Origin of the sequence: Caryophanon latum, assembly GCF_001700325.1 — a bacterium.
GTDB classification, from domain to species: domain Bacteria; phylum Bacillota; class Bacilli; order Bacillales_A; family Planococcaceae; genus Caryophanon; species Caryophanon latum.
Window position 1 is genome coordinate 1 of record NZ_MATO01000049.1, and the last position, 19,997, is coordinate 19,997.

A 19,997-nucleotide genomic window follows, 5' to 3' on the forward strand; every position below is an offset into this window, starting at 1 on the left:
TTCATGTTGCTCTCTCAAGCGAACTTCTATATCTTAGCATTTCTGAAAGTCACTGTCAAACACTTTTTTAAAAAAGTTTTTTTCATTCGTTTCAAAGACGCTTTATACAATTTAACAGCTATGAACATCTCTGTCAAGCTTGTTTTTATTGTGTTTGTTACTGGCGCTTGTCGCTAGCAACGAGACTAAATATAGCACTATAACATTACGTTATGCAAGCACTTTTTAATTAAAAGATTATTCGCTCTTTTTAAGCTTCTGTTGGATTTACGTTTCTTCCTATTATATAGGCATATTTTTTAGGTAAAGCAATTTTACTTGTCACAAAGAAAAAAGCCACTAGCAAATGCTAATGGCTGAAATGTTTATGCTGTAAATAAGTAAACGACGAAGATGAGTGCGAAGATGTACATAATTGGGTGTACGTCTTTTGCGCGACCTTTTAAGATCATCGTTAATGGGTAAAATACGAAACCGACTGCGATACCAGTTGCGATTGAGTACGTTAATGGCATCATGATCATCGTGAAGAATGCCGGTACTGCTACTTCGAATTTGCTCCAATCAATTTGACCAAGTGATGCAACCATTAATACACCGACAACGATTAACGCTGGCGCTGTTACTGCTGACGTAATAACAGATAATAATGGTGAGAAGAATAATGCTAATAGGAAGAAACATCCTGTAACAATTGCTGCAAAGCCTGTGCGAGCGCCTGCTGCTACACCTGCTGATGATTCAACGTATGACGTAATTGTTGACGTACCGAAAATTGAACCGGCAATTGTTGCGATCGAGTCAGAAATTAACGCTTTGCCTGCGCGTGGTAATTTGTTGTCTTTTACGAAGCCAGCTTGGTTCGCAACTGCCATTAATGTACCTGCGTTGTCAAAGAAGTCTACGAATAGGAACGTTAAAATAACTGAAAGCATTGATAATGTATAGAAGCTTGGGTCACCGAACGCTTCAAATAATGCACCGAATGTTGGCGCGATGCTAGGTGGTGCCGATACGATTGCTTCTGGTGTGTTCACTAAACCGAAAATCATGCCGACAATTGCCGTTACTGCCATACCGTAAAATACGCCTGCTTTTACACCGCGCACTAGGAAGATGATTGTGACGATAATACCGAATACTGCGAGTAATACTTCTGGATCGCGTAAATCACCGATACCAACTAATGTTGCGTCGTTGTTGACGATTAATTTTGCGCTTTGCATACCGATGAAGGCGATGAATAAACCGATACCTGCACCGACTGCTAATTTTAGCTCCATTGGAATGGCGTTAATTAATTTCTCACGTAAGCCTGTTACTGTTAATAGTAAGAAGAATACACCTGAAATGAATACTGCTGCTAATGCGTGTTGCCACGGACTGCCATTTACTAATACGACTGTGTAAGCGAAAAATGCATTTAACCCTAAACCTGGTGCTAACGCTAACGGGTACTTCGCAAGGAAGCCCATAATGAACGAACCGATTGCTGCTGCGATTGCCGTTGCGACGAAAATTGCGCCGTAATCCATACGCAGCGCCTCAGGAAAATCCGTCACCGATTGTAATGATAATGTTTGCGGATTGACGACTAAAATGTACGCCATTGCTAAAAACGTTGTGAAACCGCCTAAAATTTCACGGCGATAATTTGTTCCAAGCTTCTCAAACTCGAAATACTTTTTCATGTGAATGTGTTCCTCCATTTGTCGTCTGAAAGAAAAAAGACGTACAACTTTGAAAAAAGTCGTACGCCTTGTTGGCTACTGCCATTTGAAATGGTTATTTCAAATCGTAGTCGAGTTGTTTACGGTAACTCGGTAGAAACTTTCAGGCCATATTCCTGACTTTATACGACGACATATTTAATTTACTTATGTACTATAGCACTTCATTTTTTTGATTTCAACTTTTTTGGCGAACTTTTAGTGTTTTTTTTGTGTCATCGTTCGGAAATTGATACGACATTCCTTTAATACTACTAATTACAGACATCTTACAACGAACAACGAACAAACAACTAAAAAGACGCAGCGACAATTCGCTACGTCTTCGTTGTTATGAAAAATCGTGAATGACGCTGTCGATAATCGACGCTACACCTGACATTTGGCGACCGACTACGTCAAATAACGTGCGTACAAGTTCGCCGTCTTGCGGATCGTCGCTATCAATTTCATACAGCCAATCGCCGTGCTCATCAAATAACATGAAACGTACAAGCTCCGTTTCTTCATTGAAAAGCAGCGCAAATGTCGCTTGCATTTTATCATAAAAAAACGTTAGCACGACATCGGCACCGCGCATATCGCTCAGCGCCGCTTCAATGTTCGTCGTATCGGTCGTCCACTTTATGCGATTTTTGAGCGTTGCGTGAATGAACGTGTTTAGCAATGCGTGCTCACTGTACATCGAACATCACCTTAAAATCCGCTAAAAATTCATTCATCGCGCGCTCTGCCCCACTTGCGACGCGACGAGCAACTTCATCGATCGGCTTCACAAGTTCGCGCTCCTCTGGCGTTAACGTATTCCAGCCGTATAGCCAATCGCGCGCACCTTCTGTAATTAAAAACGCCGTCACCTCTTGATTGTTTTGCATAAACGTCACGAGTAAAAAACGATAACGCTTGTAGTTCGCCACGATCGGCTGGCTATATTCCGCCCCGTCGACAACGTCCGCAATGACCGATTTCATCTCGCCTTGCTCATATTGCCAATCGACTTTACCTGCAAGCGACGCCTCTAAAATCGCGCCAAGAAATTGTTTTACTTTTTCATCTACCACAATATCACTCCTTCACGCATATTGTAGCAAACATCGCGCCAATTGTTGCACGTGAAACATTACAGCTTGCGGCACATTTGCTTGTAGTTGCACTTTTCGCAGCGATTGATAAACTGGGTGCATGCAAAATCTTCCAGCTCTACAGGCTCATTCGTTAAAATGTCCGCTTGAAAGCTTTTCATAAGGCGCACACTGTCGCTATATAAATGCATGAACACGTCAAGATCGATGTCGTCTAGCTGTGTATTAACGTATCGATTTTCAAGCAAATATTCATTGCGCACTTCGATTTGCTCAAGCGGCACACGTAACGTTTTATGCACGTAATACGCATATAACGCGAGCTGCTGGCGATCGTCCGCAGTCGATTTCCCCGTCTTCCAGTCAACGATAACCCACTGATCGGTGCGGCGGTCTTTGTACAAAATGTCCATGACTAAATAGACGGTAATGTCGTTAAGCTTAATTGTGCGAAATTCCTCCGCCTGCTGCAAATCGATAAATTCGCGGTTTTGTCGCAGTTGCTGCACAGTGTAGCTATTTAAAAAGTTTTCGAAAATGATGTGCAGTCGCTCTTGATAAATCGCGACTTCTTCTCTATTTAAATTGCCATTATAGTACATGTCATATAGCATCGTCGAACGGCTCGGTTTTGCCGCCCATGCCGCTTCGTTTTTCGATTGTATATACGCATCGTTTAGCTTGCGACGGGCGCGCTCAATTAACGTTGTCACGTCCGGCACTTCATTGTGGCGTAAAATCATCATGATCGTTTCTTCAATAATTCCATGCGCAACATGCCCGAAAAACATCGGCAAGTGCTGAAGCTTTTTTAAACGATAGGCGTGCTGTGCTTCCGGCGATACGTTATATTGCAGCCACCCGTTATGTGACACGTAATAATCGTATGCATATTTACGCTGACAGCTTTGCAACGTTTTATGGCGCGATAACGACCAAGAAAATTGCGGATATTTTTTGATTTCAAACATACCGGCTCACCTTCTTCTCATAGTTTATATATATGTAGTGTAACAAACGCGTTCGTAGCACACCATCTTTCAGACTAGTAAATATGCATAATTAACCAAAAACGCATGGACAGCATTTCGCCATTCATGCGCTTTTCATTATTCACGATCGGACAACAAGCTTTCGGCAAAGTCGGCGAGCTGCTTCGCTTGGCGATTAATTTCTTGAATCGTCTCTGAAAACTCGCCGATTGAGCTTTCTTGCGTATTCGTCAGCGTATTAATTTCCGAAAACGACTGATTTAGCGCACCGAGCAGCTGCTGAATGTTTCGCGTAATCGTATTAATTTGATCGGCGTTTTCCTTCGAGTTCGTCGCGAGCTTGCGAACTTCATCGGCTACGACCGCAAAGCCTTTGCCGTTATCACCAGCACGCGCCGCTTCGATTGCTGCGTTTAAGCCGAGCAAGTTACTTTGATCCGAAATGCCTTTTACGACAGCGGAAATTTGCCCGATTTCGCCCGCGCTCACGCTAACGTCTTGCATCGAAACGGTCATGTTTTCCACTTGATGTGACAGCGTGCCGATCGAGCTGCTAATTTGCCCAACCGACGTCGCATTTTTCTCCGCAATCGCTAAAAAGCTTTCGGCCATCGCAAATAGCTGATGTGCCTTTTCTAAGCTCGTGCCAATGCCGACACCACCAATGACGCGACCGTTGCTATCATGAATCGGAATGGCGCGTGCTGCAAGCGGAAACCCAAACAGCTCCTTAGGCACCGAATCCGATAGCTTTTTGTTTTGCCGTATCGCATTTGCAATAATGTCACCTTCTAGCAGCGGATCCCCAGGCTTACTGTTTAACACAAACGTTTTCGCTGGCACTTGAATGAGCAGCTTTTCCGTATCGTACACCCCGACCCCGATATCATCTTGAATTAAATCATTTAAGTACGGCGCCACTTTGACAAACGCCTCTAACAAGCTACGATCTTCCATCCAAACTCCCCCTTGTTTTAATGAAATATTTAAACAAGAAACTATACCCTTATTTTCAAAAAATCTAGCTTTTCACCATAACTTTGAATTGCTTTCCCGGCTGGAGTCCGCCTCTTGTTCCAAGCAACATCTATATCAATCGCAGCTCGTGTTGATGAACCTAAAATTTCTTCCTGAAAACAAAAAAAAGAGCAGATGACATATGCCACCTGCTTCATTGCGAAACGTTACTACTTGTCCGCGTTCTTTTTGTTTTGTAAATATTGCTCGCGTAGCTTTTTCAGCTGCTCTTGTTTATTAAACTGCGCCGGCTTGTTTTTCTCGTGGAATTTCGTCACCGCTGCTTTCCCTTTACTATCTAACTGGTACTTGCCCATACGTTCACCTTCTTCTTTTCCGTTTCACCATCGTCGGTATCTTTTATCTTACTACATTATCGAATGCTTTCGCTAATCGTTCGATTAATGCAAACAAAAAACTCCCTTCTGTTCACGATGCTGCGAACAAAAGAGAGTGTCATAAATATGAAGTTGTCACATTGCCGTCGAGTGCAACATGTTCAATTGATGCACTAAAGGTTTTCCGTAATACCTCGCATCCATTTTCCAAAGTCAACCCCACCACTATTTTTCTTCTTTTTCACGCTCACTGTTTTCATATCTGTCTCTAACAGCGCATTCACAAATAGTAATAGTTTTTTACGCACGTCTTCTAATGTTTTCGCGTCAGCTGTGCATAATTCTTTCGCAACGCGTGACACAACTGATGTGCGCGACTTCAAAATGTAATCTTTAAAGCTTAAGCCGTACACTGATTGTAAAAATATTGCTACGTCATCATTTTTCGCAAAAATGTCTGGATCTAAAATAATTTCTGTCGTAATGCCGACAACTTTATATCTCGCTACATTTTTCGCCTTTAATTCACTTCTAAAAAATCCGTAATCTTTTTTCACAAACCTATCCCCTTTATTGAATTTGATTCATTAACTCTAAACAAATGTCATGCAAATCATCGCGCGATTTTTTATAGCGCGTCGGCAGAGGTCCTTGCTTGCCGACTTGTATATCTCTCACTAAGCTCATATACGCTGTAAAAATGTACAGGTCCTCAACTTCATCCATCGATTCAAATCGATTCTTTAAGTCTTGCTGCTTTTTCGTTAAATTATCATCGAGCAATGTATGAATTAACCCTGCGCATTGTAAATTAATTCCTTCTTCTGAAATTAAATGACCAATCGACTGTTGCAATGCTTTAATGCCGATAAGCGAGTATATGTCTAGTCGATTCGGAATGACATAATAATCGGACGCAAGTAACGCACTCTCCGTATAAATCGTTAACGTCGGTGGGCAGTCGATAATGATGAAGTCATACTTTTCCTTTAGCTTATTCGCATGAATAAATCGTCTTAATCGCTTCGTATGTGAATAATCCGCTGATTTATTCGCCAACACTAAATTTAAATCGCCGCATATAATATGTAAGTTATCCGTTAACTCGACAACAAGTTCGTCCGCTGGTGGTGATTGATACACTTCCGTAAAATTCACTTGCGGCTTAAAAAATTTACTTACTGTTTTCTCAATCGAAAAAATATCTTTAAAATAATCACCTTTATAATATGCTTCGAACAATGCTTGCGTCGAGTTAAACTGCGGGTCCATATCGATGAGCAGCACTTTGTAATTTTCATCTTTGTTAAAGTACTCTGCAAGATAATCTGCAATACCGACACTTAACGTTGTTTTCCCGACGCCGCCTTTCATATTAATTAAAGATATGACCTTACCATTCCTAGTCATAAATACACTCCCTTTAAGCTCTCTTAATTACATATTATACCTTAACTATCAAACTTTTGGGTACAAGAAAAAGAATATTCAAAATTCATTTTGTCGCGTCTTGTGGCAAGCAGAAAAAAAACGCACGCTCGTCGGATTGACTGAGAGTGCGTTTTAACGATGTTGCTTCATTTCGGTATCGTCACGGTTGCTTAGTTGCTGTAGTTGAAGAAATGTATGTTGAATTACATTATGCTGTAGACATTCGAACGCCTCGCCACTTTCGCATTGCACGCCATGATCTGTCGGGTACAGCGAATGAAAACGCATCAGTTCATTTTGTTGCGCGTTGCCTTTAAAGTTGTTTTGAATAGTATAACATCTCTGCAACAACACGAGTACGGATTGCATAGCTATGCGTTTTCTTTCAAAACAAACAAAAAAGTGGCATCAACATCGCTATGAAGATGTACTCATACGTTACAGATTTTCCGAGCGAGAAAGCCCACTCCTTTAGGGGTGGGATGATAGCTCGGTCAAATAGGGCGTGTCTTTAGACGTGTCAACTATTCGATTTTTCTAATGCAACATTCAACAAATGAAATATCGTTTGTGTACGAGTGCTGAATCCTTTTTCTTTTTGATAAGCGTCAATACGATTTAGTAATGTCTTAGGGAAACGTAACATCACAGATACTTTTTCCAATTTTCTCACCTCTTTTTGATAAAAATGATATACAATTTATATCTTTTTTGATAAAATTATATACACAGTATATCATAAAAGGAGGTGAAAGTAATGGGACAAACAATCATGATCAATATAAAGTTGCTTCCTACAAAAGAGCAAGCAACAATCCTTGAAGAAATGAGTAAATCATATATCACCGCTATTAATGAACTCGTAGCGGAAATGGTACACGCCAAACAATTGCTTAAAAAAACAAGCAAAAATGTATTCGTTCCTTTGCCGAGTGCTGTGAAAAATCAGTTAATTCAAGATGCGAAAAGTGTTTTTAATAAAGCAAAGAAAACAAATTATCACTGCATTCCAGTGCTAAAAAAGCCACTATGCGTATGGAATAACCAAAATTACTCATTTGATTTCACGCACATTTCCTTGCCAATCATGGTGAATGGTAAAGCGAAAAAAACACCAATACGTGCTTTATTAGTAGATAGAGAGAACCGAAATTTCACCTTATTAAATCATAAGTTGGGTACACTTCGTATCACGAAAAAGAATCATAAATGGATTGCACAAATTTCTGTGACGATTCCGACTATACAAAAAGCAGGCATGAGAATAATGGGTGTTGATTTAGGTTTAAAGGTTCCTGCTGTTGCAGTAACAGATGACGAGCATGTACGTTTCTTTGGGAATGGTCGTCAAAATAAATACATGAAACGTAAATTCCGAAGCAAACGTAAGGAACTCGGTCAAAAGAAAAAGCTAAAAGCCATCCGTACATTAAACAATAAAGAGCAACGATGGATGAAAGATCAAGACCATAAAGTAAGTAGAGCGATTGTAGAATTTGCAAAAGAACAGAAAATTTCTGTCATTCGTTTAGAAAAGCTAGCGAACATACGACAGACGGCAAGAACAAGCCGTAAAAACGAAAAGAATTTGCATACATGGTCATTTTATCGTTTAGCTAATTTTATTGAATATAAAGCGAATTTAGTTGGCATAAAAGTCGAATACGTAAATCCAGCTTATACAAGTCAAACTTGTCCACAATGCGGTGAAAAAAATAAAGCACAAGACCGCAACTATAAGTGCAAATGCGGATTCAAAAAACATCGTGATTTAGTCGGCGCAATGAATATTCGTTATGCGCCTGTGGTGGATGGTAACAGTCCATCAGCCTAAGATGCTATACGCACTGTCTTAGGAGGGGTAATGGCATACCCTTATCTTGCACGTCAGCGATACTTGAAAAAGACTTCGCCTTTGGTAGCAAGAATCCCACTGTTTCCGAAGGAAACAGCTTGCCCCTTTAGGGGTGGGAGTGTCAAGACGATTATTGTCATTAGTATCGTGACAATCATTGCAGCGATTGTAATCGGTATTTTCATTTCCGAGCAAATCGGTCGCCCGTTATTAAAAATTACCGAAGCGACGAAAACGATGGCGAACAAAGATTTAACGATGGAACCGATTAACGTAAAAAATCAAGACGAACTCGGTGAACTTGCCTTATCGTTTAATACGATGGTCGAAAGCTTACGCGAGTTAATTCAGAACGTGTACGCAAGCACCGAGCAAGTTGCCGCTTCTTCTGAGCAACTGATGGCAAGTGCCGAACAAACGACGCAAGCGACGAACCAAATTGCTGCTTCGATTCAAGAAGTGGCAAGTGGCTCGAAAAATCAAGAGCATAGCGCCGAACAAAACGCTCGTGTCGTACAAGAAATGACGACAGGTGTACAACGTGTAGCAGACGCAACATCGACGGTCGTAACAGCCGCCGAAGAAACGACGAAAGAAGCAGAAGAAGGAAACGAAACGATTCAACACGTCGTTACGCAAATGAATCGTATTCACGAATCGACAAGCGATTCAGCCGCTGCCATCCAAAGCTTAGAAAATCGTTCAGTCGAAATCGTAAACATTCTTGAAGTCATTACGAATTTATCCGATCAAACGAACTTGCTCGCATTGAACGCAGCGATCGAAGCAGCCCGCGCTGGCGAACACGGTAAAGGCTTTGCGGTTGTAGCGGATGAAGTGCGCAAACTAGCGGAGCAATCGAAGCAATCCGCCGACCAAGTCGCCATCCTCGTACGCGAAATCCAAGCCGATACGAATCAAGCCGTACAGGCGATGCAGCAAGGAACCGATTCTGTCGCAACTGGCATGACCGTTGTACAACAAGCAGGCGCCGGCTTCCAAAAAATTCAGCAATCGATCCACGACATGACATCACGCATTCAAGAAATTTCCGCATTCGCACAGGACATTTCGACAAACGTTGCCCAAGTCAATATGACGATGGAGCAAGTGACGTCAGAAGCAAAACAAACGTCTAGCAATACCGAACACATGGCAGCCGCTTCCGAACAACAACTCGCCACGATGGAAGAAATCGCCGCTTCCTCAGCCGCATTATCGAAACGTGCAGAGGAGCTGTTAGCGCAAGTTGGGGAGTTTAAGGTGTAAATAGAAAAAGCGTGATTGGAAAATGGACTTTTCCGATTACGCTTTTTTGCTTGTATATAAGGTTGTCTTCAATAAACAAAGTGATTCAAAAGAATTTCCTTTAACTAACATGGTAACTATTTTTTAGAATTTGTTGGATTTATTCAATCGAAAAGTTTAGTAGATTTTTAGAAATAACGCCTGTTAAACTTGCCAAATATTAAATTTCTAAATAATTCAATTGTGTATCCCCTTCGTCTATTTCCTTTATTAGAGAATTCACCTTTTCGTAATCTACCCAAATGGGATATGTTAAACTATTCGTTATTCTTAAAACACAATTAAATAGCTTAGAATCTTGCTTAAATAACTCTACCATTTCATCTAAAAAAAACACTTTTGTACAATCATCCTTACTTATGTTCTCATCAACATACCTAAGTTCTTCTTCACAAAACTCGCCTCTATTATTTCTAAAAATGAAATTTTCACCTTTTTTAATCAAAAAGTCTCCTAACTCAAAATAACTATTCGTATAAAAAGCTATATGAATTTCGTATTCTAAAAAGCCTGAAAATCCTTGACAACATCTAAGTTTCTTCTCACTATCGTTATTACTTTGGACAAATAATTCCCAGCTCTCTCCGTTAAAAGTTTCAAATTTTCCTTTGGATAGAGCTATGTCCATATAAAAATTCCATCTTTTATTCTTATTTGTATCAGTAGAAACATTACGATATAAGTCTTGAAGAAATTTATATATAATTGTCTTCTTGAAATTTTTATAATCCATGTCATAACATAAATCCATAACATTCATATAATGTGAAAATAATCTTTTAGCATAAATATTATTTAAATGATCCGCTTGTTTTTCATTTGCATCAATACAAATATATGATGCCACAAAGTATTCTTGTAAAGATTTATGTGTCCATCTGTAATCGATTCCCTCTTGATAAAAAATAGGGACATTTTTTATTAAATCATTTAATAGTTCATTTGCATTAAAATCGAGTTGTGTCACAATTTTACATTGATTTAAAAATGTAATAATTTCATCCTTTGTAAATTCAATTTTCCCTTGAATAAAAGTAATAAACCCTAATGTTCTCAAAACGGTATGAAATGTCTCAATATCTAAATCTGATTCTTTTGCTCTTGAGAATGCATCACCTTTACTTAAATCATGTCCTTCAAATAGAGAATCAAAGACCTGTCTATAAAAAATGCTCTTCTTATATGGGATTTTTTGCTTATAATCATAACCTTTATAGAGAAGCGTTACCATTAGAGGATTTTCTAGAAATGTGGCAAGATTTTCATAGTTAGCTTCATTTCTTATTTCTTTAATTAAATTTTCTGCCACCTCAACAGCATTATCGACTAAAGCATATTTACGTAATAAATCATTTGCTTGTTCGTCACTTAAAGGCAACAAATTAAACGAATAAAAATTACTAAAAGATGCTAATGCTGATTCTGGTCTAGAGGATAAAATAAATTGATTATTATCGTCAGCCTTTGTAATAAAATCTTGTAAAATAGCAGTAACATTAGAACGTTCTTTCAAAGTAATTTCATCGTAACCATCTAAGAAAAATGTAAAGCCACCTATATCAATTAAATTTTTAACAATTATTTCATCATATTTTATAGTTAAAGGATTCAATTCTTTTGTAATCTCATCGATTATAGTATGAGTCGAATTGATTTTTCTAAGTTCAATAAATATAGGAATTGTTTTCTTTTCTTTTATGCTTTCTCTAAACATCCACTTCATTACAGTAGATTTCCCCATACCTGCTGAATCAGTAATTATGATTTTTTTGTATTTATTTATAAATATGTTTACATCTTGATTAACATAAAAATCATTTTCACGCTCTATCCTATTCGATAAAGTCAATGGAACATATAACTTCTCTATCGGTGTTGGTGTGCGATGCAAAATAATAGTATTTAACGTTGAACTTTTTCTATACATTCTATTTAAGTATTCTTCAAAATCTTTTAAGAATTCATCTCCCTCATTTGGTTCTTTAAATATTCCTTTGACTCTCCCAAAATTAGTCCTTAAAACTGAATCTATTAGTCCACGTACTAGATGATCTGTTCCTGATTGCATTAAAACTTCTCCCACTCCCTCTAACATAACACACTCCCTTTCTACTATTATTTTACTTTAAATATATAAATAACAAAATGAAAACCCCCTTTCATTCACAAATTGGTGAATAAAAGAGAGTCATAGTTATAAATTAAATTGTTGCAGGTGAACAAGGAAATATCCACTTAAACAATATCTAAACCCTTGATATGACAACGTTTATCGTCTTTCTGGCATTTAGAACTATTCCCACTCAATCGTTGCTGGTGGCTTCGATGTAATGTCATACAGCACGCGGTTTACGCCTTGTACTTCGTTGACAATACGCACTGAGATTTTTTCTAGCACGTCATACGGAATGCGCGCCCAGTCAGAAGTCATGCCGTCGATCGATGTTACGCCGCGGATACCGATTGCGTAGTCGTATGTGCGTCCGTCGCCCATTACGCCAACTGAACGAATGTCTGGTAGTACACAGAAGTATTGCCAAATGTCGCGGTCTAAGCCAGCATTTTTAATTTCTTCGCGTAAAATGTAGTCCGCCTCGCGCACGATTTCAAGCTTCTCTTCCGTTACTTCACCAAGCACGCGAATGCCTAAGCCTGGGCCTGGGAACGGTTGACGCCATACGACTGCTTCTGGTAAGCCTAGCTCTAAGCCAAGTGCGCGTACTTCGTCTTTGAATAATGTGTTTAGTGGCTCGATTAGCTCGAACTTCATATCTTCTGGTAAGCCGCCTACGTTATGGTGTGATTTGATCGTTTGCGCTGTCGCTGTACCTGATTCGATAATGTCTGTGTACAGTGTACCTTGTGCTAGGAAGTCCATATCCGTTAGCTTCGCCGCTTCTTCGTCAAATACGTAAATGAATTCGTTACCGATAATTTTACGTTTTTGCTCTGGGTCTGATACGCCTTTTAGCTTGCTCATGAAACGTTCGCGCGCATCGATTTTAATTAAGTTCATGTCGAAGTCTTCCGTGAATGTTTTCATCACTTGCTCCACTTCGCCTTTACGGTTTAAGTTGTGGTCCACAAACATGCACGTTAATTGATCGCCAATTGCTTTATGAATTAGTACCGCAACAACTGAAGAGTCTACGCCGCCTGAAAGCGCACATAGCACTTTTTTGTCGCCTACTTGCTCACGAATTTTAGCGATTTCGATTTCGATGAAGTTTGCCATCGACCAGTCGCCTTTTGCCCCACATACGTCGAACACGAAGTTGCGCAGTAAGTCTGTACCGTAAACTGAGTGACGTACTTCTGGGTGGAATTGTACTGCGTAAAGTCCGCGCTCTGCGTTTGCCATTGCCGCGATGTGACATGCGGGGCTCGTTGCGATGACGTCAAAGCCAGCTGGTACTTCTGTTACGTGGTCGCCGTGGCTCATCCATACGATTTGCTCTGTCGGTAAGTTGCCGAATAATTTGTTTTCTGTTGCAACGGTTAATTCTGCTTTACCGTATTCGCGTGTTGCGGCTGATTCGACTTTACCGCCTTGCGTATGCGCCATTAGCTGCATGCCGTAGCAAATGCCTAAAATCGGTAAGCCTAAGTCAAAGATTGCAGGGTCTACTTTGAATGCATTGTCGTCGTATACCGAGTTCGGACCGCCTGAGAACACGATGCCGACTGCGTTCATGTCTTTAATTTCGTCTGCTGTGATCGTATGTGGGTGAAGCTCTGAAAACACGCCAAACTCACGAATGCGGCGTGTAATTAATTGGTTGAACTGGCTACCGAAATCAAGGACGACTACTTTTTGTTGTTCTTTTAATAATGTTGACATGTTACACCTCTTCGAATGATTTTTAGTTTTTGTAACTTTTCGCTATCAAGTTATAGCTATGTTTAAACATGACATTTTGGAACGTGTATAGCGGAGCGCGTGCGACGAGACTCCTTGGGGAACAGCTCGTGACTCAAGACCCCGTAAAGCGCGACGCAGGAGCGGTGCGGAGGCTTGAGCCGAGCCCCAGGAAAGCGAGTCGCAATACGCGCGCAGCTTCCTTATTTGCTAATTAACACATTTGATGAAATGATAAACCTCACATCGACATGTAAGTTTCGTTTTTAAAATCACAAAAAAGATGTGCCTTTCTACTGATAAGACACACCCTTTTGGATAAAAAGAGAGGGTGGATGTAGCTGCATATTGCATACTAAATCCACCCTCCTGTTATGCTAGTTGGTTCCGAATTTAGTATGAAGTAAGGATTATTCCCACTCGATTGTGCCGCCTGGTTTTGGAGACAGGTCGTAGCACACGCGGTTAACATGCTTTACTTCGTTAATAATACGGTCTGTAATTTTCAGTAAAATCGGCCATTCGATTGGCTCGATTGTTGCTGTCATTGCGTCGATTGTGTTTACGGCGCGGATAATTACAGGGTATTCATACGTACGCTCGTTGTTGCGTACTCCGACTGATTTGAAGTTTGGTACAACTGTGAAGTACTGCCATACTTTTTGATCTAAGCCTGCTGCTGCAAACTCTTCACGTAAAATAGCGTCTGATTCACGAACTGCTTCTAAGCGGTCGATTTCGATCTCACCTAAGCAACGTACGCCTAAGCCTGGGCCTGGGAATGGTTGACGGTAAACCATGTCATGTGGAAGACCTAGCTCTACGCCACATGCACGCACTTCGTCTTTGAATAGTTGGAATAACGGCTCCACTAATTCGAATTGAAGGTCGTCTGGTAAACCACCTACGTTATGGTGTGATTTTACGACTTTATGAGTTTTTGTACCTGATTCCACGATGTCAGGGTAAATTGTTCCTTGTGCTAAGAAATCAATACCGTCTAACTTGCGTGCTTCTTCTTCAAATACGCGGATAAATTCGTTACCGATAATTTTGCGTTTTTCTTCTGGCTCTGATACGCCTTTTAATTTACCTAAGAAGCGCTCTGATGCGTCTACGTAAACTAAGTTTTCTTCTAAGTCTTTTTCGAACATTGCGATTACGCCTTCAGACTCGTTTTTGCGCATTAAACCGTGGTTTACGTGCACACATACTAATTGCTTGCCGATTGCTTTAATTAAAAGCGCTGCTACAACTGATGAGTCAACACCACCTGATAATGCAAGAAGTACTTTTTTGTCGCCGATTTGTTTGCGCAGTAATGCAACTTGGTCTTCCACGAAGTTTTTCATGTTCCAGTTTGCTTCTGCTTTACACGTATCGAATACGAACTCTTTTAACACTACTTTTGATTCTTCTTCGTTGCCCCAAGCGTCTAATGATTTTGTCGCTTGTGTTGATGGGTGCTCTACGCTTAATACTGGTAAACCTAAGCTGTAGATTTCTTCTAATACGTCGATTGCTTCGCCGTCGATGATGTTGTTTTTACCACCGTTAATGATGATGCCTCGCACTGTTTGTAAGTCTTTAATTTGCTGAGCTGTAATATCATGTGGGTGAATTTCGCTGTATACACCTAAATCACGAACCCAACGTGCGATCGTCGTGTTTTCGCTGCTGCCTAAATCTAATACTAAAATATTATCTTGTTTCAAACTAGTAAACCTCCAAGTAAAGTTTTTATGTTGCTCATTTTCGTTCATGTGCACATCGAAAATACAGATAGAGTACCTCAAAAAGCAAAAAGAACGCATAGAAAAACTATTTTTACTCAGCTTTTCTACGCGTCCTCCTCACAATTTATATAAACAGATATGCGTGCAACAATGCCCGCGTTACCTGCCATCATAGATAAGTTGTTTAAGGTAACTTAGTAGAAACGCCCGAACCGTATTATCGGGCATATATGAAGGCACATGCTATTTTGATTTTTTTAAATTTTACTCCTTGTCGTGTATAAAATCAACCTGAAGTTCGATTGATTAAATATTCCCAACATTCTTGTAAATACGTAAAATCTGCATCTTGCGCATAATTTCCATATAAATAACACTCATATGCTGTCGTTAATGTGGTCATTTCTGTACATTGAAGCGCTTCATCTATTTTTTTGGCGTATGCGCTAAGCGTTTCGTTCGTTCCGCGCACGTAACCAACTGCATGTAATTGACGCAATAAATTTTTATAATTTTTTTCAAACGTCGTCCAGTTTTGCGGCTCATTTTTCGATTGCTTAATGTAATAGCTCGGCAACCATTGGCGTCGACGATTGTACATGACGACTGCTGCGGCAAGCAACATAATGGCAATGCCTCCAAACAGCCATTTTAACACGTCCCACAGTTCCGCAAATGAAAACGTCGATGTCGGTGTTAATGTGGCATCTTGCTCTTCTTCAGCGAGCTGCTCTGGCGCTTGTGACGCTTCCTCAGACTTTTGCTCAGCCGCTTCCACTTCCTGCTCCTGTACGTCATACGAAATGTCGAGCGTGCCTGTGAAGCCAATTGTCGGCTCAAACGGTACCCACCCAATGCCAACTAAGTACACTTCTACCCATGAGTGCGCCTCGTTGTTCGTAATTTCATACGTCGTCGAGTCAATCGCATCACCTGTGACGAACCCTTTCACCCAGCGCGCTGGAATGTCGAGCGCACGCAGCATAACGACCATCGCTGTTGAGAAGTTATCGCAGTAACCAAATTTCGTTTCAAATAAAAACTGATCGACGTAATCTTCATCGTCATCTGGTATCGCAACGTCTTTTGTCGTATACGTATAGCCGCTCGATTGGAAGTACGTTTCAATCGCACGCGCTTTGTCGTACGCATTCCCTGCTTTTTTAGTCACGTTTACCGCTAAATCTCGCACGCGCTGTGGCAATGTTTCAGGTAGCTGTAAATAGCGATCAAATTGTTCACCGAGCTGTGCGTAACGTGACATGTCCGTGTTACGTAGCTCCTCTAAGCTGTACGTCGGCTCATCGACTTCGATGCTGTAGCTCGGAATCATTTCCTCTGTCCAGCTCGTGACGTTCACCGATTCGCGGTAGCCCGATTCCACACTTTCTTCAATCATATACGCGTCGTCGTAGTTATAGCGCAGCGTTCCGTATGGCGACAATACGTACGAGTCGTCCTTATCCATCGTAATCGTAACATAGTCGACATTGTCCTCATCACGCATCGTGCCAATTAATGTGTTCGGTGTAATATACTCCTTCGTCGGCTCGTCATACGATTGCTCCCAGCCTTTTGACGTGTACGTATCGCGCGAATCAATGCGCCAATAACGCTTTTCGTTCGTCTGTGCTGTAAAAACGAGCGTATCATCAGACTCAAACGAACCACCGAGCTCGGCATCGTTCGTATCGTAGCCAACTTGTGATACCGTTTTTTCACCTGTAATGACACCTGTTACGAACGGTACAGGGTCCGGCCATTTCGGTGGTGACTTCGGCAAGCTATACGCACCGTAGCCCGCAGCCGCAACAACTATAATAAGTGGCAGTGTATATAACACCGCCTGCTTCCATGAAAGACGAATGTCGTGCGCTGTAATTATTTGCTTTAAGACGAGCATCCCTGTTAACACGAGCCCGTAAAGCAACACTTTCATAATCGCAAACTTGCCATCATACGTGCTAAACGTATCAAGCGTAGCGATAAAGACAATCGTCATGACTAAAAAATAAAATAGCGAATGGCGTACCGTCATCCAGTAATGAATTAAATACATAAGCATCCATAATAAAATGAAAAACAAAATAGTACGCACGGAATTCGTAATGTATGAAAAGTCGCCTGCTACCAATTGTTGCGCGTTGTACGTCACTTCCGACAGTAAAAAGCGCACGCCGTCTAACTGCACTAAATGCGCACCACCATGTGTCAATGTAATGAACCATAGTATGTACATCACTTTAATGATGGCACTGAGCCACGAACGTAGCTTCAGCAAGACGCAAATAATGGAGAGCACAATAAATAATAAAAAGTAATAAATGTACCCTGTATTCGTCAGCTCCATCACCGGTACGAGCCATTCATATAATATAAGGAAGATAAGCGTATAATATACCGCTAGCTCCAGCTTGGAAATAGGGGCTTTCATCGCTTCGCCACCTCCTTTAATACGTCGTTAAAGCCTGTCGGTGGCACATACATAATATGAACATTTTGTATTTGTACGCGCGGCTTTTGCATCTCGCTTACGATAATACATATGACCGGCTTACGCAGCTGCTGCAACGCATATAGCTGCTCCTCGGTAAACGTCGCACTAACGTATAAACATGCGCCGTCTTGCTGAGCGATCGACGGTAGCAATTGCTGTTGTCCGTCACTTGTCGGCTGTACAACGGCTAAATGCTGCATTACTTCGTTCATTTGCGCTGCATTTTGAAGCGACGGGAACACTTGGCATTCTTTTCCGAGCGTCATGAACACCGTTTGACTTTGCTGCTTCGTAAATGTTTTTAGTAGCGATGCCGCAAGCGATACAGCCGCTTCAAACTCTCGCCCTTCTTTTAAATCAAGCATGAGCATAATGCGCTGTGACTGCGTATCTTCAAAATCTTTCGTGCGCAGCTGCTCCGTTTTCGCAAATGATTTCCAATGAATCCACGACATGCGATCTCCGGGCTGATAGTTACGCACACCGGTTACGAGCGATGTATCTTTTACAGCGGCGTAGCGACTATTCGTTGCGCCGTGCTCTAGCTGCGTTTCAACAGCGGCGTGGCGAACGCTTTGTACACGCGGCTGCACGTAAAAGCTTTGCGGTGCCTCCACATTAAATGAACGCGCACCCCATTTAAAAAAGTCATAGCACTTAATATGAAGTGTTTGAAACGTATACTCCCCACGCGACAGCTCTCGATGTGTTAGCTCCCACGTAAATGTTTTACGAAAACCAGCAAACTGTAGCTGTCTGCGCTTTACTGTATACGTGTTTGTCATATCGTCTTGCAATGTAATGAAGCATAGCGGAAAGCGGTTTGAGCGTTCGACTGTTAACGTCACCTTCACAGCGTCGCCCGCTGTTAATGTCGCTGGTGTTATATCACGCGTTACGCTATGAAATGATAGCGGCGCAAATTGGAACACGACCGCATATAGTACAAACGGCGTAATCGTGAAAAAAATAAACCAGCTCGTAAATCCTCCTTGAAACATCGCAAAGCAAAACGCCACCGCATAAAAAAGTAGCACGATGACGAATTGTTTCACGTGTTTTACTGTTTGCCATACGCTATTCATAATTCATTGCTTTCTGTGTCGGTACAGCGACACGCGCTACGACACGCTGAACAATTTCCTCCGCCTCAATTTGTTCATAGCGTGCCTCTTGCTTCAAAATTAAACGGTGGCTTAACACGAACTTCGCTAAATATTGCACATCGTCTGGCAATACGTAGCTGCGCCCTTGCATAAACGCATAGCTTTGTGATGCACGCATGAGCGCGATCGATGCACGTGGACTTGCCCCTAAATAAACGTGCTGATCCGAGCGTGTTTGACGCACGATGTCGACGATGTATGCTTTTACCGAGTCTTCAATGTGTACTGTTTTTACTTGCTGCTGTAATGCGCGCAGCTCCTCAATCGTCATAACCGATTGCAGCGTCTTTAACGGCTCTCGGTGAGCAGCGCGACGTAGCACTTCGACCTCCTCATCAAACGTCGGGTAACCCATTTGAATTTTAAATAGGAAGCGGTCTAATTGCGCCTCTGGTAATGAATACGTTCCTTCATATTCAATAGGATTTTGCGTTGCCATGACGAAAAATGGCTTCGGAATGTGTACTGTTTCGCCATCTACTGTAACAGTCCCTTCCTCCATCGCTTCAAGCAATGCCGATTGAGTTTTTGGTGACGTACGGTTAATTTCATCCGCTAATACGATATGCCCAACGATCGGCCCTTCACGAAACTCAAATTCGAGCGTTTTTGGATTGTAAATTGATACGCCGACAACATCTGACGGCAATAAATCCGGTGTAAATTGTATGCGATTAAAACTTGTGCCAATTGACTTTGCCAACGTGCGCACCATCATCGTTTTACCGACACCTGGTACGTCCTCTAATAAAATGTGACCTTCCGCAAGCAGTGCAACGAGACTTAACGTTGCAACTTCACGCTTTCCAATCATCACTTCATCTATATTCGTTAAAATTTTTGCAATTTGATCATTCATCTGAAAATAAAATCCTCCTACTTCCACGTCATTATTCTTAAGAATAGCGAAAACGACTAGCGAATACAACCAATTCAAATAGCGTCGCACATCATATGCGACGCAAAAATCCATATTCGTTTCGTGA

Annotated in this window: 17 protein-coding genes and 2 riboswitches; of the genes, 2 read left to right on the forward strand and 15 right to left on the reverse strand. The window is 41.2% G+C overall.

Going from position 1 to position 19,997, the window contains the following annotated elements; translation table 11 throughout:
• Positions 1 to 365 precede the first annotated feature (365 nt).
• The 9 genes from A6K76_RS12115 to A6K76_RS16810 all read right to left on the reverse strand — a co-directional run bounded on the left by A6K76_RS12115 (position 366) and on the right by A6K76_RS16810 (position 7,263).
• Positions 366 to 1,691 carry an NCS2 family permease gene (locus A6K76_RS12115; RefSeq protein WP_066465451.1) on the reverse strand — a complete coding sequence of 442 codons (1,326 nt, stop codon included), beginning with the start codon at positions 1,689 to 1,691 and terminating at the stop codon, positions 366 to 368.
• Positions 1,692 to 1,778: 87 nt separating this feature from the next.
• Positions 1,779 to 1,880, reverse strand: a riboswitch (purine riboswitch).
• A 181-nt stretch (positions 1,881 to 2,061) separates the two neighbouring features.
• Positions 2,062 to 2,415 (reverse strand): hypothetical protein, encoded by a 354-nt coding sequence (locus A6K76_RS12120; protein WP_066465453.1) that lies wholly within the window; start codon positions 2,413 to 2,415, stop codon positions 2,062 to 2,064.
• Positions 2,405 to 2,791, reverse strand: coding sequence for a hypothetical protein (locus tag A6K76_RS12125; RefSeq protein ID WP_066465460.1), 387 nt, complete (start codon positions 2,789 to 2,791; stop codon positions 2,405 to 2,407). The genes A6K76_RS12120 and A6K76_RS12125 overlap by 11 nt, the downstream gene beginning before the upstream one ends.
• Before the next feature lie 59 nt (positions 2,792 to 2,850).
• Positions 2,851 to 3,783 carry a PD-(D/E)XK nuclease family protein gene (locus tag A6K76_RS12130; RefSeq protein ID WP_083995428.1) on the reverse strand — a complete coding sequence of 311 codons (933 nt, stop codon included), beginning with the start codon at positions 3,781 to 3,783 and terminating at the stop codon, positions 2,851 to 2,853.
• Positions 3,784 to 3,921: 138 nt separating this feature from the next.
• Positions 3,922 to 4,761: a methyl-accepting chemotaxis protein gene (locus tag A6K76_RS17215; protein WP_066465466.1), complete on the reverse strand. Its 840-nt coding sequence runs from the start codon at positions 4,759 to 4,761 to the stop codon at positions 3,922 to 3,924.
• Positions 4,762 to 4,991: 230 nt separating this feature from the next.
• A complete protein-coding gene (locus A6K76_RS16805; RefSeq protein WP_169818018.1) occupies positions 4,992 to 5,138 on the reverse strand; it encodes a hypothetical protein in 147 nt (48 codons plus the stop codon).
• Positions 5,139 to 5,332: 194 nt separating this feature from the next.
• The gene (locus A6K76_RS12140; RefSeq protein ID WP_066465468.1) at positions 5,333 to 5,716 is read right to left on the reverse strand and encodes a hypothetical protein; all 384 of its coding nucleotides are present in this window, start codon (positions 5,714 to 5,716) and stop codon (positions 5,333 to 5,335) included.
• 13 nt (positions 5,717 to 5,729) lie between these two features.
• Complete coding sequence (locus A6K76_RS12145; RefSeq protein WP_066465470.1) at positions 5,730 to 6,569, reverse strand: ParA family protein; 840 nt, start codon at positions 6,567 to 6,569, stop codon at positions 5,730 to 5,732.
• 541 nt (positions 6,570 to 7,110) lie between these two features.
• On the reverse strand, positions 7,111 to 7,263 hold the full coding sequence (locus A6K76_RS16810) for a ribbon-helix-helix domain-containing protein (protein WP_245671989.1): 153 nt from the start codon (positions 7,261 to 7,263) through the stop codon (positions 7,111 to 7,113).
• 84 nt (positions 7,264 to 7,347) lie between these two features.
• On the opposite strand from A6K76_RS16810, the gene A6K76_RS12155 reads away from it, so the two are divergent.
• Entirely contained in the window at positions 7,348 to 8,424 is a 1,077-nt protein-coding gene (locus A6K76_RS12155; protein WP_066465474.1) for an RNA-guided endonuclease InsQ/TnpB family protein, read from the forward strand.
• Positions 8,425 to 8,505: 81 nt separating this feature from the next.
• Positions 8,506 to 9,714 (forward strand): methyl-accepting chemotaxis protein, encoded by a 1,209-nt coding sequence (locus A6K76_RS12160; protein WP_169818020.1) that lies wholly within the window; start codon positions 8,506 to 8,508, stop codon positions 9,712 to 9,714.
• A gap of 199 nt (positions 9,715 to 9,913) precedes the next feature.
• On the opposite strand, the gene A6K76_RS12165 is transcribed toward A6K76_RS12160, so the two are convergent.
• From A6K76_RS12165 to A6K76_RS12190, 6 genes are all read right to left on the reverse strand, one after another.
• Complete coding sequence (locus A6K76_RS12165; RefSeq protein WP_066465478.1) at positions 9,914 to 11,848, reverse strand: NACHT domain-containing protein; 1,935 nt, start codon at positions 11,846 to 11,848, stop codon at positions 9,914 to 9,916.
• Between the two features lie 198 nt (positions 11,849 to 12,046).
• Entirely contained in the window at positions 12,047 to 13,594 is a 1,548-nt protein-coding gene (guaA, locus tag A6K76_RS12170) for a glutamine-hydrolyzing GMP synthase (RefSeq protein ID WP_066465479.1), read from the reverse strand.
• 428 nt (positions 13,595 to 14,022) lie between these two features.
• Positions 14,023 to 15,375 (reverse strand): glutamine-hydrolyzing GMP synthase, encoded by a 1,353-nt coding sequence (gene guaA, locus A6K76_RS12175; RefSeq protein ID WP_211271762.1) that lies wholly within the window; start codon positions 15,373 to 15,375, stop codon positions 14,023 to 14,025.
• A 125-nt stretch (positions 15,376 to 15,500) separates the two neighbouring features.
• Positions 15,501 to 15,602: riboswitch (purine riboswitch) on the reverse strand.
• Between the two features lie 32 nt (positions 15,603 to 15,634).
• On the reverse strand, positions 15,635 to 17,782 hold the full coding sequence (locus tag A6K76_RS12180) for a transglutaminase TgpA family protein (RefSeq protein WP_066465481.1): 2,148 nt from the start codon (positions 17,780 to 17,782) through the stop codon (positions 15,635 to 15,637).
• Positions 17,779 to 18,930, reverse strand: a complete 1,152-nt coding sequence (locus tag A6K76_RS12185; RefSeq protein WP_066465482.1) for a DUF58 domain-containing protein — start codon at positions 18,928 to 18,930, stop codon at positions 17,779 to 17,781. Before A6K76_RS12185 ends, A6K76_RS12180 begins: the two co-directional genes overlap by 4 nt.
• Positions 18,923 to 19,870 (reverse strand): AAA family ATPase, encoded by a 948-nt coding sequence (locus A6K76_RS12190; RefSeq protein WP_066465484.1) that lies wholly within the window; start codon positions 19,868 to 19,870, stop codon positions 18,923 to 18,925. The genes A6K76_RS12185 and A6K76_RS12190 overlap by 8 nt, the downstream gene beginning before the upstream one ends.
• Positions 19,871 to 19,997: the final 127 nt, after the last annotated feature.

Excerpts from the sequence above, each read along its gene's own strand:
- A6K76_RS12115 (WP_066465451.1), bottom strand. The coding sequence starts at position 1,691 with ATGAAAAAGTATTTCGAGTTTGAGAAGCTTGGAACAAATTATCGCCGT.
- A6K76_RS12120 (WP_066465453.1), bottom strand. The coding sequence starts at position 2,415 with ATGTACAGTGAGCACGCATTGCTAAACACGTTCATTCACGCAACGCTC.
- A6K76_RS12130 (WP_083995428.1), bottom strand. The coding sequence starts at position 3,783 with ATGTTTGAAATCAAAAAATATCCGCAATTTTCTTGGTCGTTATCGCGC.
- A6K76_RS17215 (WP_066465466.1), bottom strand. The coding sequence starts at position 4,761 with ATGGAAGATCGTAGCTTGTTAGAGGCGTTTGTCAAAGTGGCGCCGTAC.
- A6K76_RS16805 (WP_169818018.1), bottom strand. The coding sequence starts at position 5,138 with ATGGGCAAGTACCAGTTAGATAGTAAAGGGAAAGCAGCGGTGACGAAA.
- A6K76_RS12145 (WP_066465470.1), bottom strand. The coding sequence starts at position 6,569 with ATGACTAGGAATGGTAAGGTCATATCTTTAATTAATATGAAAGGCGGC.
- A6K76_RS12155 (WP_066465474.1), top strand. The coding sequence starts at position 7,348 with ATGGGACAAACAATCATGATCAATATAAAGTTGCTTCCTACAAAAGAG.
- A6K76_RS12165 (WP_066465478.1), bottom strand. The coding sequence starts at position 11,848 with ATGTTAGAGGGAGTGGGAGAAGTTTTAATGCAATCAGGAACAGATCAT.
- guaA (WP_066465479.1), bottom strand. The coding sequence starts at position 13,594 with ATGTCAACATTATTAAAAGAACAACAAAAAGTAGTCGTCCTTGATTTC.
- guaA (WP_211271762.1), bottom strand. The coding sequence starts at position 15,375 with ATGAACGAAAATGAGCAACATAAAAACTTTACTTGGAGGTTTACTAGT.
- A6K76_RS12180 (WP_066465481.1), bottom strand. The coding sequence starts at position 17,782 with ATGAAAGCCCCTATTTCCAAGCTGGAGCTAGCGGTATATTATACGCTT.
- A6K76_RS12185 (WP_066465482.1), bottom strand. The coding sequence starts at position 18,930 with ATGAATAGCGTATGGCAAACAGTAAAACACGTGAAACAATTCGTCATC.
- A6K76_RS12190 (WP_066465484.1), bottom strand. The coding sequence starts at position 19,870 with ATGAATGATCAAATTGCAAAAATTTTAACGAATATAGATGAAGTGATG.